General features: G+C 45.1%; 14 protein-coding genes. 9 read left to right on the forward strand and 5 right to left on the reverse strand.

Going from position 1 to position 15,524, the window contains the following annotated elements:
• Positions 1-696 precede the first annotated feature (696 nt).
• The 3 genes from AWH66_RS17340 to rarD form a co-directional block, all read right to left on the reverse strand.
• Positions 697-1,353, reverse strand: coding sequence for a LysE family translocator (locus AWH66_RS17340; RefSeq protein WP_063605233.1), 657 nt, complete (start codon positions 1,351-1,353; stop codon positions 697-699).
• 15 nt (positions 1,354-1,368) lie between these two features.
• Positions 1,369-2,160, reverse strand: coding sequence for an AraC family transcriptional regulator (locus AWH66_RS17345; RefSeq protein ID WP_063605234.1), 792 nt, complete (start codon positions 2,158-2,160; stop codon positions 1,369-1,371).
• Positions 2,161-2,245: 85 nt separating this feature from the next.
• Entirely contained in the window at positions 2,246-3,157 is a 912-nt protein-coding gene (rarD, locus tag AWH66_RS17350) for an EamA family transporter RarD (RefSeq protein ID WP_063605235.1), read from the reverse strand.
• A gap of 200 nt (positions 3,158-3,357) precedes the next feature.
• On the opposite strand from rarD, the gene recQ reads away from it, so the two are divergent.
• The 3 genes from recQ (at position 3,358) to AWH66_RS17365 (ending at position 6,332) form a co-directional block, all read left to right on the forward strand.
• Entirely contained in the window at positions 3,358-5,193 is a 1,836-nt protein-coding gene (gene recQ / locus AWH66_RS17355) for an ATP-dependent DNA helicase RecQ (RefSeq protein WP_063605236.1), read from the forward strand.
• The gene (locus AWH66_RS17360; protein ID WP_063605237.1) at positions 5,186-5,488 is read left to right on the forward strand and encodes a DUF3630 family protein; all 303 of its coding nucleotides are present in this window, start codon (positions 5,186-5,188) and stop codon (positions 5,486-5,488) included. Before recQ ends, AWH66_RS17360 begins: the two co-directional genes overlap by 8 nt.
• Before the next feature lie 172 nt (positions 5,489-5,660).
• Positions 5,661-6,332: a 7-cyano-7-deazaguanine/7-aminomethyl-7-deazaguanine transporter gene (locus tag AWH66_RS17365; RefSeq protein ID WP_006074581.1), complete on the forward strand. Its 672-nt coding sequence runs from the start codon at positions 5,661-5,663 to the stop codon at positions 6,330-6,332.
• Positions 6,333-6,398: 66 nt separating this feature from the next.
• Here AWH66_RS17365 and gppA read toward each other — a convergent pair whose 3' ends face one another.
• Complete coding sequence (gppA, locus tag AWH66_RS17370) at positions 6,399-7,895, reverse strand: guanosine-5'-triphosphate,3'-diphosphate diphosphatase (protein ID WP_063605238.1); 1,497 nt, start codon at positions 7,893-7,895, stop codon at positions 6,399-6,401.
• Positions 7,896-7,914: 19 nt separating this feature from the next.
• Positions 7,915-9,207 (reverse strand): ATP-dependent RNA helicase RhlB, encoded by a 1,293-nt coding sequence (gene rhlB, locus AWH66_RS17375; RefSeq protein WP_063605239.1) that lies wholly within the window; start codon positions 9,205-9,207, stop codon positions 7,915-7,917.
• Positions 9,208-9,315: 108 nt separating this feature from the next.
• Here rhlB and trxA point away from each other — a divergent pair, with 108 nt between their 5' ends.
• The 6 genes from trxA to fre all read left to right on the forward strand — a co-directional run bounded on the left by trxA (position 9,316) and on the right by fre (position 15,159).
• The gene (trxA, locus tag AWH66_RS17380; protein ID WP_006074576.1) at positions 9,316-9,642 is read left to right on the forward strand and encodes a thioredoxin TrxA; all 327 of its coding nucleotides are present in this window, start codon (positions 9,316-9,318) and stop codon (positions 9,640-9,642) included.
• A 192-nt stretch (positions 9,643-9,834) separates the two neighbouring features.
• Positions 9,835-11,094: a transcription termination factor Rho gene (gene rho / locus AWH66_RS17385; protein WP_006074575.1), complete on the forward strand. Its 1,260-nt coding sequence runs from the start codon at positions 9,835-9,837 to the stop codon at positions 11,092-11,094.
• A gap of 119 nt (positions 11,095-11,213) precedes the next feature.
• Positions 11,214-12,212, forward strand: a complete 999-nt coding sequence (locus tag AWH66_RS17390; protein ID WP_063605240.1) for a hypothetical protein — start codon at positions 11,214-11,216, stop codon at positions 12,210-12,212.
• An 86-nt stretch (positions 12,213-12,298) separates the two neighbouring features.
• Entirely contained in the window at positions 12,299-14,164 is a 1,866-nt protein-coding gene (ubiD, locus tag AWH66_RS17395; RefSeq protein WP_063605241.1) for a 4-hydroxy-3-polyprenylbenzoate decarboxylase, read from the forward strand.
• Positions 14,161-14,433: a 2Fe-2S iron-sulfur cluster-binding protein gene (locus AWH66_RS17400; protein ID WP_063605242.1), complete on the forward strand. Its 273-nt coding sequence runs from the start codon at positions 14,161-14,163 to the stop codon at positions 14,431-14,433. The genes ubiD and AWH66_RS17400 overlap by 4 nt, the downstream gene beginning before the upstream one ends.
• Positions 14,434-14,445: 12 nt before the next feature.
• The gene (fre, locus tag AWH66_RS17405; protein ID WP_063605243.1) at positions 14,446-15,159 is read left to right on the forward strand and encodes an NAD(P)H-flavin reductase; all 714 of its coding nucleotides are present in this window, start codon (positions 14,446-14,448) and stop codon (positions 15,157-15,159) included.
• Positions 15,160-15,524: the final 365 nt, after the last annotated feature.

The raw sequence follows: 15,524 nt of genomic DNA on the forward strand, positions 1-15,524 counted from the left end.
TTTTTATTCGTGTTTTACGAGTTCAGTTCTAATCTGGGATACAGATACAGATACAGATACAGATACAGATAAAGAAAAACCCCGAGGGCTTACGCCCTGCGGGGTTATGGTCTTACTCGCAGCAATCCGGCTACTATAGGTGCTCCATGCATCTAATCCTTGATAGTGTGCTGTATTCCTTCAGCGTATTCCTTTCGTCGCCTTCCTAGCGGTGTCCATTGGTCTTATCCTGACCTGCTAACAATCCTCGTTAGCGCACTTCACTTGATCCCTGAGCGGTGTCCCTGACATCTTCCTGATGTTAAGTCCTTGCCTCATCCAGAGGTGTCCATTGTCTTTCCTTAGTAGTAACCATCCTAGTTACTATTGCGTCCATTCAATGTCCAATTCGCTTTCCATGCCGACCATTCATCCTGAATAACCGTATCTTCTTCCTGAAGATGCCCAAATCCCTGAGCGTTTCCTGTTCCGTGTCAGAATCCTTCCGACATGGTTAATATTAAACGATACTCGCTTTAGAACAATCGCGTTGAGGCGAAAAAGTCCCGCATCTTATCAATGAGAAAAATCGACAATCAAAGTAAATCAATGACTTATGATTAATCTTGGTCTAAGTCTTGGAGCACAAAGCGATAATGACCTACCGCTTTGTGAGAGATCTCTTACACGAAGAGTGTCGAATGGAGTAAGTTACTCTTACAGCGACAGTAGAACCTGCAATAAGATCGTCAAACCAATACCAGAAAAGAGCAGTCCACACAAAGCATCAATGTAGATTGAGGCGGATCCTAACTTACGTTGCATACGTTTTGTCGAAAGTGCCCAAGCTAAAAACGAGAACCACGCAAGAGATAAAGACCATAGAATGGCTAACGCCATCAACTTACCTGGAACCGACATGGAAGATGGCACCAATGTCGACATTAAACTAATAAAAAACACCAAGGCTTTAGGGTTGAGGATATTGGTTGTAAAGCCTCGAGAGAAAGCTTGTCGTCGACTCGACAGCAATAAACTCGGATCATTAGCTAACTCCGCCGGCTGGTGGCGCAACCCCCAGCGAGAAACAACAGAGCGTAATGCTCCGATTCCCAGATAAAGCAGATAACTACCACCGGCGATTTGGACCACGGCAAACAGTGTTGGGTGTTGGTGAACGACATAGCTCACACCAGTTAAACTTAAAATGGAATGCAATAAGATGCCAAATGACAAGCCTAAAGCGATGTAGAAGCCAGTCTGACGACCAAACCGCGTGGCATTTTGTACCACTAAAGCAAAGTCGGGCCCAGGACTCATGAGGGCAATGAAATGAACTGTTGCCAGTGTCATCAGGATTGTGATTTCGTTCATGTTGGATATAGCTTGTTAGTTGATATGGGAAGGTGAAATGCCGTAGACGCTACGAAAAGCCTTACTAAAGTGTGCTTGGTCATAAAAGCCAGTTTGCAATGCAACTTGAGCGGAAGGCTGACCAGCTTTAACTAACGCCATACTTTTTTCCAAGCGAAGGCGAGTTAACCAAGCATGTGGAGACATGCCCGTCGCTTGTTTAAAAAGGCGCTGGAATTGCCTTTCACTGAGGTCGCACAATTTAGCCAACTGCTCCAAACGGATTGGTTGGTCAAGATGACTCATCACATAGTCACGAACTTGCGTTAGCTGTTTAGTACCAATAGGTTGTGCATAAGCACAAATAGGCTTAGCGTGCCTATTAAGCAGTTGCTCAAAGCTTTCATGCGGTAAACAATCATGCGCGAGAGCGCTGATGTTTTCATCACTCAACGCTAAGTGGGTGTTAAGTAAGGCACGAAACAGCATTGGCTCTTGAACAATTGGACTGTGAAAGCCCAATTGGCCTTGGTGGTTGCTGGGTTTGAGTTGTGATAACCAGTGTGGCGATACAGCAAGCACTTTGACTTCATAGCCTTCATCAAAGCGAGCTTGGCCATCGTGCAATTCATCCGGTGGCATCAATACCAAGTCTCCGGGCCCACTAGTATAGCTTTGGCCTTTTAAATGAAATTGCTGTTGACCATTGACGATCAAGCCAAAATGATAATCGAGATGATAGTGTTTCTGAAACGCAAACTCTTTGTAGTAACCACTGATTAAATTGATATCAGGGATTGGCGAAGACAGGTAACTAATCTGCTGCAAAATAACCTCCTAATATCAATCCAATGGTGTCAGTTTATCGTTCAGAGACATAAGGCGTCTTGTAAAAAACGGCCACCTTATAGGATTACTGAGCGTTAGTTCTTTTGTTGGTTCGGCTGGTTTTAATGCCATCAAAACTGAACACGACCAGTGCACCCCAAATAAAGCCGAACGTCAGTGCCTTGTCTAGAGTGAACGCTTCACCGTAAATCAACACGGCTAACAAGAACATCAAACTAGGACCGATGTACTGGAAAAAGCCGAGTGTTGATAGCTTTAGACGTGTCGCCGCACCTGTGAAACATAACAAAGGCAGTGTGGTTACAATACCAGCAGAAATCAACAGTATGTTCAGTGTGGCTGGATTCGCCAACATGTTTGAGGTTGGAGTACTGGCAATGAACAGCACGTAAATTGCGGCGGCTGGCAGCATGACTAAGGTCTCGATAAACAGTCCCGTCTGTGCATCCAAACTGACCTTCTTTCTTAATAAACCATACAAACCAAAGCTCATCGCTAGTGCAAGGGCAACAATAGGTACCGAGCCAAAGGCAATGAGTTGGATTAGTACTCCGATGGTTGCCAGAGCAACCGCAAACCACTGTAGCTTTCTTAGTCGCTCTCCTAAGAACAACATCCCTAGAATTACATTAATCAATGGATTGATGTAATAACCAAGGCTAGCATCAAGCATGTGGTTTGCATTTACCGCCCAAATAAAAATCAGCCAGTTCACACCGACGAGTAAAGCGGTCGTGATCAAATAGCCCATCTTCTTTTTAGAACGAAATACGTCTCTCACACTGCGCCAACGACGGCCAAAGTGCAGTAGTGCAGTCAATAAAAAGAACGACCAAATAACACGGTGACTTAAAATCTCTAGCGGTGATACTTCAGACAGCGCTTTGAAGTAAATAGGGGCAATACCCCACATGGTATAGGCACCGATCGCTAATAGTACGCCTTGTTTGGCTTTTTGTTGTTCTTCTAGTGACATGCAAATTTTCTCAAGAGCGGGCCATGAAGGCCATAAAGGGAGGAAAGGTCTTCAGTATAACGTGTTGTCATCCATTGGACTAATTATTGGGCGTTTGGCGGACGTTTTTTATTAGTGTTGGCTATGATTATGAGTTTCTTTCCCATAGGAACATCTCTACAATGTAGCGTTTTCGACCTACCATTTTCTCGGGATATTGCATGACCGCTGTGTTACTTGCTGAACAATCTGAATCTCAACCAAGTTCACAGTCTGTTTTGGAATCGGTGTTTGGCTATCAAGAATTTCGTCCCGGACAGCGGGAAGTTATCGATAGCGCCATTGAAGGCAATGATGGTCTGGTCATTATGCCCACGGGTGGTGGTAAGTCTCTGTGTTATCAGATTCCGGCCTTAGTTCGCGGTGGTATTACGCTGGTGATCTCTCCACTTATTTCACTAATGAAAGACCAGGTGGATCAGTTAAAGGCCGATGGCGTTGCTGCTGAGTGCATTAACTCAACCCAATCTAAAGAAACCTTGATTGATATCTACCGCCGTATGAATAACGGTCAACTGAAGCTGATTTACGTATCGCCAGAACGAGTGTTAATGCACGACTTTATCGAGCGTCTAGAGCATCTTGAGTTGTCGATGATAGCGGTCGATGAAGCGCACTGTATTTCCCAGTGGGGACATGACTTTAGGCCAGAATATGCAGCCTTGGGTCGATTAAAGGAGTGGTTTCCTTTTGTTCCTATGGTGGCGCTGACTGCCACCGCAGATGATGCAACTCGTAAAGACATTATCCACCGTCTTAATCTCAATAATCCCCATGAATATCTTGGCAGTTTTGACCGTCCTAATATCCGCTATACGCTAGTGGAGAAACATAAGCCAGTTTCTCAGATAGTGCGCTTCTTGGGGGAGAATAAAGGAGGCAGCGGTATCATCTATTGCGGCAGTCGTAAGAAAGTCGAGATGTTGACCGAGAAGCTGTGCGCCAACCATGTACGCGCTGCAGGCTATCATGCTGGCATGGATATGGATGAAAGAGCCTATGTCCAAGACGCGTTTCAACGTGATGATATTCAAGTGGTTGTTGCGACAGTCGCCTTTGGGATGGGGATTAACAAACCCAATGTACGTTTCGTCGCGCATTTTGATATTCCCCGTAATATTGAGTCTTACTACCAAGAAACCGGGCGAGCGGGGCGTGATGGATTGCCAGCAGAAGCCATGATGCTCTATGACCCTGCTGATATTGGCTGGTTGCGTCGAATGCTGGATGAAAAAGAAGAAGGTCCGCAAAAGCAGGTCGAAAGTCATAAGCTCAACGCTATGAACGCGTTTGCTGAAGCGCAGACTTGCCGACGCCAAGTGTTGCTGAATTATTTCGGTGAGTATAGTGAGAAGCCATGCGGCAACTGTGATATATGTCTCGACCCCCCGAAACATTTTGATGCGACGCAAGAAGCGCAAAAAGCGCTGTCTTGTGTCTATCGAGTCAATCAGAGCTTTGGTATTAGCTATGTGGTTGAAGTGTTGCGTGGTATGTCGAACATTCGTATTCGTGAACATGGGCACGACAAGCTGACGACTTATGGCATTGGACGTGATCATAGCCATGATTACTGGGTGAGCATATTTAGGCAGCTCATACACAAAGGTTTGTTGAGCCAAAATATCACCCGAAACTCGACATTGCAGCTGACCGAAGAGGCTCGTCCTCTGTTACGTGGGGAAAACAGCCTAGAGTTGGCAGTGCCTCGATTGGATACGGCTGCACGAAGTGCCAAATCCGACAAACTTGCTTCTAAGCACTACGATAAGAAGCTGTTTGCTAAACTGCGTAAGCTACGTAAATCGATTGCCGACGAAGATGGTTTACCTCCTTACGTCGTCTTCAGTGATGCAACCCTGATTGATATGGCAGAAATACTGCCCACGTCTTACGGTGAAATGCTGGCGGTGAACGGCGTTGGTGAACGTAAGTTAGAGAAGTATGCTGACCCTTTCCTTGATCTAATACAGGAGCATTTGACTCAACATGGCTGATTTTGGTTTGCGAGATTATATCGAAGCGGAAGGGAAGTTGGTGCTTGTTACACCAAGCTTTGATTTTGACAGTTTTGATACTATCGCCAGTTCTTTAGTCGCTCAGTTATCTGCCACTGTAGTTGAGAAACAATGGGATGCGGATATTCACACGTGGCTGGTGGATTTTGAAGGCTGCCGAATGTTATTGAAGGGCGAGCATTACAGTGAACTCATGTGGTTTGAGGCGTTAGATATTACTGGTAGCAAAGAAGAATTTGATTTTCTTGCGAGTATATTTCGACGTGGATTCTAAGCTATTTTCATCAGTAAACGTTTGCTCTAGAGCGATATGTTGCACCTAAAATTGATTAATGTATAATCGCCCGCCGCTACCTAAGTAGCCAACAAACACTTAATTTTAGTAACCAGAGGCTGTGCCTCACCTTGGGTTCCCTCAACCCCAAGCAAAACGAAAAAGGTACAATATGAGCCCGTTTTCTCCTGCGCAACAGCGCAAAGCCCTAACATTTTTAGTTCTCTTTCACCTAGTGATTATTGCGTCCAGTAATTATCTAGTGCAGCTACCCTTTACTATTTTTGGTTTCCACACCACGTGGGGCGCTTTTACTTTTCCTTTTATCTTCTTAGCGACCGATTTGACCGTCCGTATTTTCGGTGCTGGGTTAGCGCGTAGAATCATTTTCCTAGTCATGTTGCCAGCGTTGGCGGTGTCATATGCGCTATCGGTACTGTTCTTTGAAGGTCAGTTTCAAGGATTGAGTCATCTGGGGGAGTTTAACTTGTTTGTCGCGCGTATTGCGGCGGCAAGTTTTATGGCATATCTATTAGGACAGATTCTTGATGTTCATGTATTCAACCGCTTACGTCAAATGAAGCAATGGTGGGTGGCACCGACCTGTTCGACACTATTTGGTAATGCGCTTGATACCTTAGCCTTCTTTGCTATCGCGTTTTACCAGAGTCCAGATCCGTTTATGGCTGAACATTGGACAGAAATCGCCTTAGTCGACTACGGCTTTAAGTTAGTGATCAGTCTTGGCTTATTTGTACCTATGTATGGCGTGTTATTGAACTTCTTAGTGAAGAAGTTAACAGCGGTAAACCCGAATATTTCGGTTACCGGTGTGAACGCCTAGTCGGCAAACAAATAAAAAAATCCCGAACCTGATGTTCGGGATTTTTTTTAATCTTCGTACGATCTGTTATAGCGCTTGAATGTCGAGCGGCCAGCCCATGTCGGACTGACGGTTCGATTCAATTTCCAATTCTGCAGCAGACAATGGGTTTTGCTCTAGCCACAGTTTATCTATCGAAAGGGTAAGTCGGTTATCTTTGCACGCTACTGAGATATTCGGCTGCAATTCTCGCTTACGTCTATGAGTGATAATCACCGCTAAACGTAATAGTCGTAGCACACGCTCGGCACTTTTATTTGAGAGCGCATGTTGTGCTGGTAAAGGACTAAGCTGATCCTTATAACGACGTACAACTTCGGCCAACAGGTGTTTTTGTGCACGAGTAAAACCCGGTAAATCCAAGTTGGTTAGTAAGTACGCACTATGTTCACCAGCCTTTTTGAAATCAAGAGTAAGACCAATTTCATGAAGCTTAGATGCACATTCAAGCAAAGCTGGTGCTTGTGGCTCCTCAAGCCAGGTGTCACCACCACAATCTTTGAGCAGTTGCAGAGCCGTAGTTGCGACTTGTTCGCCGTATTCCACATCTAACTGACAGCGCGATTGAACGCTACTGATGGTTCGAGCACGGATGTCATCTTGTTGCAACTCTTCGACCATGTCATACACCATGCCTTCACGCAGTGCGCCTCCGGCCAGTGTCATAGAGTCAATGTTAAGCAGTTCAAAGATGGCGATCAGAATGGACAAGCCACTAGGGAATACTAGCGCGCGTTCTAGAGTCAGGCCGTCGATATCAAGCTCTTCCAAATGATCGGCTTGCATGGCTTGTTTTTGAAGACGCTTTAGTTTGGCATGAGTAATGACTTCATCCATACCTTGAGCCAGCATGATCTCTTGTAGAGCTTGCACGGTACCACTAGCGCCAACACACACATCCCAACCAATATGCTGGTAGTTGTCCAGAATCGGTGCGAGTGCTTGCTTAGCTCCTTCAATGGCACGTTCAAAGTTTGCTTTATTAAGTTGACGGTCTTTGAAGTAATGCTCAAGCCAGGTCACGCAGCCCATTTTTAGACTGGTGAGAGCTTTAGGCTCAAACCCTTCACCAATAATAAGCTCCGTACTTGCGCCACCAATATCGACCACCAATCTACGCCCGGTCCCACCCGAGGTATGGGCGACACCTTTGTAGATGGTTGCAGCTTCTTCTTCACCACAGATGACTTGTATTGGATAACCAAGAATGTCATTGGCTTTCTTTAAGAAAACATCCACATTGGTCGCGGTTCTCAGAGTCGCGGTCCCAACGATACGGATATTTTCTTTCGGGATGTCTTGTAGCCTTTCTGCAAAGAGGCTTAAACACTCCCAACCGCGTTGCATCGCTTCTTGGCTAAGCGCCAACTCGGCATCTAGACCAGCGGCTAAACGAACTTTCCGTTTAATTTTAGCCATCGTTTGAACACTGCCATCAATATGACGAACCACCAACATATGGAAACTGTTGGAGCCTAAATCAATGGCAGCGTAGAGTGGCGAAGAATTCACTGCGAGACTCATAAATACTGCTTACTTCCTGTTAAGATCGTTGCGCTCTTGGCCTTCTTTGAGGCTTTCTGTTTGACGGTCTTGAGCCACCAGTGTTGGTACGGCGCTGACCTGAGTTACGGCTTTTCAGAACGAGTGGCGCGGGCAGTTCTGTAAGTAGTGCACTGGAATCGTAGTCAGAGACTGGGATCTGGTGCTCAATGTACTCTTCAATCGCTGGCAAATTGATCGCGTATTCTTCACAAGCAAAGCTGATGGAGTGACCACTTGCACCAGCACGGCCAGTACGGCCAATACGGTGAACGTAATCTTCGCAATCGTCAGGCAAGTCATAGTTAAATACGTGGGTTACTTGTGGAATATGCAGACCACGAGCTGCCACATCGGTAGCAACCAGAATATCGACATCACCACGAGTAAATTGCTCTAGGATTTTCTCACGCTTCTTCTGAGGAACATCGCCAGTCAGCAGGCCGACACGGTGGCCGTCGGCAGCTAGATGCCCCCAGACCTTCTCACACTTGTGTTTAGTGTTAGCAAAAATAATGGCGCGATCTGGCCACTCTTCTTCTACGAGTGTTTGTAGCAGAGCCATTTTTTCATTGTTCGATGGGTAGAACAGTTCTTCTTTAATTCGGTGACCAGTTTTTTGCTCTGGCTCGACAACGACGTGCTCAGGGTTGTGCATGTGTTCGAATGCCAGCTCTTGAACGCGGTAAGACAATGTTGCTGAGAACAACATGTTCAAACGGTCTTTTGGCTCAGGCATACGACGGAACAAAAAGCGAATGTCTTTAATGAAACCAAGATCGAACATGCGGTCGGCTTCATCCAAAACCACTGCTTGAATGTTGTTGAGGTTGAAAACACGCTGTTTGTAGAAGTCGATAATACGGCCACAGGTACCGATAAGGATATCGACGCCTTCTTCGATCTTAGCCAGCTGCTTATCGTAGCTGTCGCCACCGTAGGCGAGTGCAGTCTTTAGCCCTGTACTCTCAATCAACGGCTTGGCATCGTTTTGGATCTGGATAGCAAGTTCGCGAGTCGGTGCCATGATAATCGCACGCGGTTGGTTTGGCTTGCGGCCATCATGTTCTGGCGTTGTTAGTAGGTGATTAAAGGTAGCAGTTAAAAACGCAAGCGTTTTTCCAGTCCCGGTTTGGGCCTGTCCTGCAATATCTCGGCCGGCGAGCAGTACCGGCAACGCCAAGGCTTGGATAGGGGTACAATATTCGAACCCTTTTTTTTCCAATCCTTCAATGATTTGCGGCTGCAAATCTAATTCGGCGAACTTTTGCTCTGTGATATGCGTCTTTTTCATCGGTATAGAATATCAGCTTAAGCTTGCAATACGAAGGTAAATACATTCCAATAGGAGATCTAATTGTTGGTGATTATCTCATCAATACAAAAAATATCGGAGTGAAAGATGAGTGAAAAGATTTTGCAGCTGACGGATGACGGTTTTGAAACTGACGTAATTAACGCTGCAGGCCCGGTTCTTGTTGACTTCTGGGCGGAGTGGTGTGGTCCTTGTAAAATGATTGCCCCAATCCTCGATGAAATCGCAGATGAGTACGAAGGCAAACTCACTATCGGTAAACTTAACATTGACCAAAACGCTGGTACTCCACCTAAGTTTGGTATTCGCGGTATCCCAACGCTACTTCTTTTCAAAGATGGTGGCGTAGCAGCAACGAAAGTTGGTGCGCTATCAAAGACTCAACTTAAAGAGTTCTTGGATGCGAATCTATAATGAAAAGTAACGAAAACCGTGTATCTTAACAAATACACGGTTTTGTTTTTTTCAAAGCTAGACTAGACTCAGTTTTAGTGATAATTTATCGCACGTTAAATAAACAAGTGTTCACTTCTTGGTCGATCCTGAGACCAAATCCTTCTTAACAACAAAACAGATCCTATTTTGACTAAACAAACATCCACCACAATGAACTTAACAGAATTGAAGAACAGACCTGTTTCTGAGCTCGTTAAACTTGGCGAATCTCTTGGTCTGGAAAATTTAGCTCGTCTGCGTAAGCAAGACATCATTTTCGCCATCTTAAAAGCCCATGCGAAAAGTGGTGAAGATATCTTTGGTGACGGGGTCTTAGAGATTCTTCAAGACGGTTTTGGTTTCCTGCGTAGCGCAGACAGCTCGTACCTTGCGGGTCCAGACGACATTTATGTTTCTCCAAGTCAGATTCGTCGTTTTAACCTTCGCACAGGTGACTCAATCGCTGGTAAAATTCGTCCACCAAAAGACGGTGAGCGCTATTTTGCTCTGCTAAAAGTTAACACGGTTAATGATGACAAACCTGATAACGCACGTAATAAGATTCTATTTGAAAACCTAACACCTCTGCATGCGAATGAGCGTATGACAATGGAGCGTGGTAACGGTTCAACAGAAGATATTACCGCTCGTGTTCTTGACCTTGCATCACCAATTGGTAAAGGTCAGCGTGGTCTGATTGTTGCTCCGCCAAAAGCGGGTAAGACAATGTTGCTTCAGAACATCGCTCAGAGCATCGCTCACAACCACCCTGAATGTGAATTGATGGTTCTACTTATCGATGAGCGTCCAGAGGAAGTAACAGAGATGCAGCGCCTAGTTAAAGGTGAAGTTGTTGCATCGACGTTTGATGAGCCAGCGTCTCGTCACGTTCAAGTTGCTGAGATGGTGATTGAGAAAGCGAAGCGTCTTGTTGAACACAAGAAAGATGTGGTTATCCTACTAGACTCTATCACTCGTCTAGCGCGTGCATACAACACCGTAGTACCTTCTTCTGGTAAGGTTCTTACTGGTGGTGTTGATGCTAACGCATTGCATCGTCCAAAGCGTTTTTTCGGCGCGGCTCGTAATGTAGAAGAAGGCGGAAGCCTAACTATCATCGCAACAGCACTGGTTGATACTGGTTCTAAGATGGATGAAGTTATCTACGAAGAGTTTAAAGGTACAGGTAACATGGAACTGCACCTAAACCGTAAGATTGCTGAAAAACGTGTTTTCCCTGCGATCGATTTCAACCGTTCAGGCACACGTCGTGAAGAGCTACTGACTAAGTCGGACGAGCTACAGAAAATGTGGATTCTGCGTAAAATTGTTCACCCTATGGGTGAAACAGACGCAATGGAATTCCTCATTGATAAGTTAGCAATGACGAAGACGAACGATGAGTTCTTTGATGCGATGCGTCGTCAGTAAGACATTTTAAGCTGACAGCAAATCTCAGATTTAAAACGTCACCCAATATGGGTGGCGTTTTTGTTTGCACTTAACCTCTTTCCAGCGCACAATATCAAAAGTGTTAACAGGAGGTTAATATGCTACAAGGATGGTTAGCGTCTCTTCTCCTAGTATTTGCTGCGTTGTTGTCGCAGCCAGCATTCGCGTCGAAGGAGATGACGCAACAAGAAGTCAATCAATGGATCAGCAATCCTATTGTTCAGCAGAAAGTAACTGAATATATGGATTTGGTGATGAAGGATGATATTGACGGACTAAAATTTGCTCTCAATCGTTTAGCTTTGCCTCAACAAGAGGTAGCACGGTATGTGCTGTTGCAAGAAATCGAGCAGCGCAGCATCATCTTGACGCCTAAAATGGCGATTTTCGTTAGAAGTCAGAAATCTCTTCCTACCACCTATACCATGCTAGAGCGTGGCGATGGTTACGAGTTTTCAATACCCGCCTTTAATTATCCCGCCATCTCTGCACGTTTGATTAAAAGTTGGAATAGCGATCAAAAGACCTTGGAGTTCATACTACAAGTCGAGCGAGAAGAGCTCGACTTGCGAGACTGGTTATCTGACGGGACGGATTACGATAGACAAATTCGTGAAGATCTATTGGTTCGTGAGTTTGATAGCTTGTCACCAGAGGCCAACACCTATTTGACCAAGCAACTGACTGAGGCAACGATTACAGAATGGCTACCTTCAACTCGCGTGTTGGTGCGTATGGCGCAGGTCAATCAGGATGAAAAGTTATATGAACTGCTGTGGAAAATGCGTGCGGACTACCATAGCCAAGCTGAACTTGAACGTTTGGCCCAAGTGAAGTCTCCATTTGCGATGCAACAGATCATGTTAGCATCCCGTAACCCTAGCTTAAAACAACAAGCCATTACAGAATTGGCAAGCATTAATCCATTGCCTGAAAACGTAAAGAACTTTCTGGTCGCCCGTATGACAAGTGTTGATGATGCCAGTTTCGTTGCCACTCAATTAGCGCAAAATGGGCATAGTGGTTGGGTTAGAGATGTCGCTTCATCAAACAGCCAAGTAAAAGCCAGCTTAATTTTGCAAGCGTTGTCCAACTAGTATCGTTCATTGTTTGAAGCGCAAATTTCACTCATAGGTGGGTTTGCGTATATAATGCGTGCATCTTTCAAGGCGATGTTACCCCTATGAATTTTAAGGATTTACGAGATTTTATTCAGCACTTGGAAAGTCAAGGGCTACTCAAACGCATTTCTCACCCTGTCGACCCAGACTATGAAATGACTGAGATCAGTGACCGCACATTACGAGCGGGTGGTCCGGCATTGTTGTTCGAAAACCCTATTGGCTATGATGTTCCTGTGCTAACGAATTTGTTTGGTACTTCTGAACGAGTAGCTATTGGGATGGGGCGTCAGCAAGTCTCAGAGCTTCGTGAAGTCGGTAAGTTATTGGCTTACCTAAAAGAGCCTGAGCCACCGAGAGGGTTTAAAGATGCTATCGATAAGATTCCTGTCTTTAAACAAGTCCTCAATATGCCAGTTAAAAGACTACGCAAAGCAAAGTGCCAAGAAATCGTTTGGCAAGGTGAAGAGGTCGATCTTGATAAAATTCCAGTGATGAGCTGTTGGCCAGACGATGTTGCGCCATTACTTACTTGGGGCCTGACCGTAACAAAAGGGCCAAATAAGAAGCGACAAAACTTAGGCATCTATCGTCAGCAAAAGATTGCTAAGAATAAAATCATCATGCGTTGGCTTGCTCATCGAGGTGGAGCATTGGACCTGCGTGATTGGATGGAAATCAATCCAGGTAAACCTTTTCCAGTATCGGTTGCCTTCGGTGCTGACCCTGCCACTATCTTAGGGGCGGTAACTCCTGTACCTGATACCTTGTCAGAGTATGCGTTTGCCGGTTTATTACGGGGTGAAAAAACCGAAGTGGTCAAATCTATCAGTAACGATTTAGAGGTTCCGGCGAGTGCGGAGATCGTTCTTGAAGGCTACATTGACCCGAATGAGTTTGCAGATGAGGGACCTTATGGGGATCACACGGGTTACTACAACGAAGTAGAAAAACACCATGTGTTTACCATTACTCACGTTACTATGCGTCAGAATCCTATCTATCACAGCACGTATACTGGACGTCCACCTGATGAACCTGCCGTATTAGGTGTGGCGCTTAACGAAGTCTTTGTGCCAATTTTACAAAAGCAATTTCCTGAAATAGAAGATTTTTATCTTCCACCGGAAGGTTGCTCGTACCGCATGGCAGTGGTGACAATGAAGAAACAATATCCCGGTCATGCTAAACGAGTGATGATGGGAGTGTGGTCATTCCTGCGACAATTTATGTATACCAAGTTTGTCATTGTGTGCGATGAAAGTGTTAATGCTCGTAATTGGACTGATGTCACTCAGGCCATGAATGAGCATATGTTGCCAGGTCGAGATACGTTGATGATTGAAAGCACCCCCATTGACTCGTTGGACTTTGCCTCTCCGGTTGTTGGGCTTGGCTCCAAGATGGGATTGGATGCGACGATAAAGTGGGATGCAGAAATTGCTCTTGGTGAGAAGAAGTTTGGACCTTCAGGTACCATCGAAACCGCTCATGCATTTGACGAAAATGCATTGAAAAGCGAGATAGTTGCTCAGTATCCTGAAGTTATAGATTTGTATGTTGCGCCTGGAACAGGTACAAGTCGTATGGTGTTACTAACATTAAGTAAGCAACGCGCGGGCCAAGCTGTGGAAGTAATGAAGGGTATTGCTGATTTGGCTGCTCGCTACTTTGACGTTAAGTTTATGGTTGCGTGTGATGAAGACGTCAATGTTAGAGACTGGAATGACGTAATCTGGGCAATTACTACAAGAATGGATCCTGCTCGTGATACTGTCATGACCAACGATGTGAGTTATCGAGCACTATTAGATGCCACCAACAAGCTGGAAACAGAAGTTGAGCGGGAATGGGGTATTCCAATAAAGAAAGATCCGCAATTGGTCGAGAAGATAGACGCTATTTGGGATCAGCTTAATATCTTATGACCAAGCATGTACGGCTAAAGCCTCAGAATCTTGAATTTACGGTGAGTGATGGGGAAACCATCTTAGAGGCCGCGCTCAACCAAAACCTCGCGCTTCCACATCGATGCCGAGTAGGGGCCTGTGCTTCTTGCTTATGTCGAATAGAGTCAGGGCAAGTCAGTTATGACTTAGAGCCAATGTTAACTGAGAAAGAAAAACAGCAAGGTTGGATATTCTCTTGCCTTGCTTATGCTGAAAGCGATCTGGTGATTACTTTCAGTGACGAATAAAAGAGATAAAACATGACAATAAAATGTAAAGTAAAGTCGATTGAGCCTTTAGCAGCAAACACCTATCAAATCTTGCTGCACCCTGAGCAACCAGTGAGCTTTAAAGCTGGTCAGTATTTAATGGTGGTAATGGGAGAAGCTGATAAGCGTCCATTCTCTATTGCTAGTAGCCCTTGTCGTCACGAAGGAGAGATCGAACTTCATATTGGTGCGGCTGAGCATAATGCTTACGCTATTGAAGTCGTCGAATCAATGAAACAAGCGCTAGCAAACGGTGGGGACATCACTATTGATGCACCTCATGGTGAGGCTTGGATTCGTGAAGATAATCAGAGACCTATTCTGTTGATTGCTGGAGGTACTGGGTTTAGCTACGTGCGCTCTATACTTGACCACTGTATCAGCCAAAATATCGACCAGCCGATCCACCTTTATTGGGGGGGGCGTGATGCAGCCCAGCTTTATGCCAAAAAAGAGCTGATGGAAATTGCTGTGCAACATCAACGTATCCAGTTCATTCCTGTTATTGAAGAGCCGTCGGCGGACTGGTCAGGGAAAAAAGGTAATGTGTTGCAAGCCGTGAGCGAAGATTTTGATACGTTAGCGGATTTCGATATCTATATAGCGGGCCGATTTGAAATGGCCGGTGCCGCACGCGAGCAGTTCACGCAAACCAAGCAAGCAAAGTCCGATCATATGTTTGGTGATGCTTACGCATTTATCTAAATGTTAGAGTTTTGTGGCTAAAAGGAGAGTTTTTATACTCTCCTTTTGCTTTTATGATGCAATTTTCAGCAAAAGCACTTTTTTTCCAAAAAATATTAAAAAAGGGGTTGCGCCAAAAGAGGAACTCCCTATAATGCGCACCACCAGACGGAAAGGCAGCAAAGCAAGAGCCTGAAAGGTCTGGAAGGGCAAAAGCCTTAACAAAAATAATTTGAAAAAGTGGTTGACACGACAAGTTATCTAGTTAAAATGGCCGCCCACTTCAACGGAAAGCTGAAAAGCTTAAAAACAATAGTTTAGTCCTTTGAAGTACTGTTCTTTAACAATATAAACCTATCAATCTGTGTGGGCACTCGTTGATGATA

The sequence above is a fragment of the Vibrio barjaei genome, from assembly GCF_001639065.2.
Classification (GTDB): Bacteria; Pseudomonadota; Gammaproteobacteria; order Enterobacterales; family Vibrionaceae; genus Vibrio; species Vibrio barjaei.

Coding starts and splice junctions, on each gene's coding strand:
- AWH66_RS17340 (WP_063605233.1), bottom strand. CDS start 1,353: ATGAACGAAATCACAATCCTGATGACACTGGCAACAGTTCATTTCATT.
- rarD (WP_063605235.1), bottom strand. CDS start 3,157: ATGTCACTAGAAGAACAACAAAAAGCCAAACAAGGCGTACTATTAGCG.
- recQ (WP_063605236.1), top strand. CDS start 3,358: ATGACCGCTGTGTTACTTGCTGAACAATCTGAATCTCAACCAAGTTCA.
- AWH66_RS17360 (WP_063605237.1), top strand. CDS start 5,186: ATGGCTGATTTTGGTTTGCGAGATTATATCGAAGCGGAAGGGAAGTTG.
- AWH66_RS17365 (WP_006074581.1), top strand. CDS start 5,661: ATGAGCCCGTTTTCTCCTGCGCAACAGCGCAAAGCCCTAACATTTTTA.
- gppA (WP_063605238.1), bottom strand. CDS start 7,895: ATGAGTCTCGCAGTGAATTCTTCGCCACTCTACGCTGCCATTGATTTA.
- rhlB (WP_063605239.1), bottom strand. CDS start 9,207: ATGAAAAAGACGCATATCACAGAGCAAAAGTTCGCCGAATTAGATTTG.
- trxA (WP_006074576.1), top strand. CDS start 9,316: ATGAGTGAAAAGATTTTGCAGCTGACGGATGACGGTTTTGAAACTGAC.
- rho (WP_006074575.1), top strand. CDS start 9,835: ATGAACTTAACAGAATTGAAGAACAGACCTGTTTCTGAGCTCGTTAAA.
- AWH66_RS17390 (WP_063605240.1), top strand. CDS start 11,214: ATGCTACAAGGATGGTTAGCGTCTCTTCTCCTAGTATTTGCTGCGTTG.
- ubiD (WP_063605241.1), top strand. CDS start 12,299: ATGAATTTTAAGGATTTACGAGATTTTATTCAGCACTTGGAAAGTCAA.
- AWH66_RS17400 (WP_063605242.1), top strand. CDS start 14,161: ATGACCAAGCATGTACGGCTAAAGCCTCAGAATCTTGAATTTACGGTG.
- fre (WP_063605243.1), top strand. CDS start 14,446: ATGACAATAAAATGTAAAGTAAAGTCGATTGAGCCTTTAGCAGCAAAC.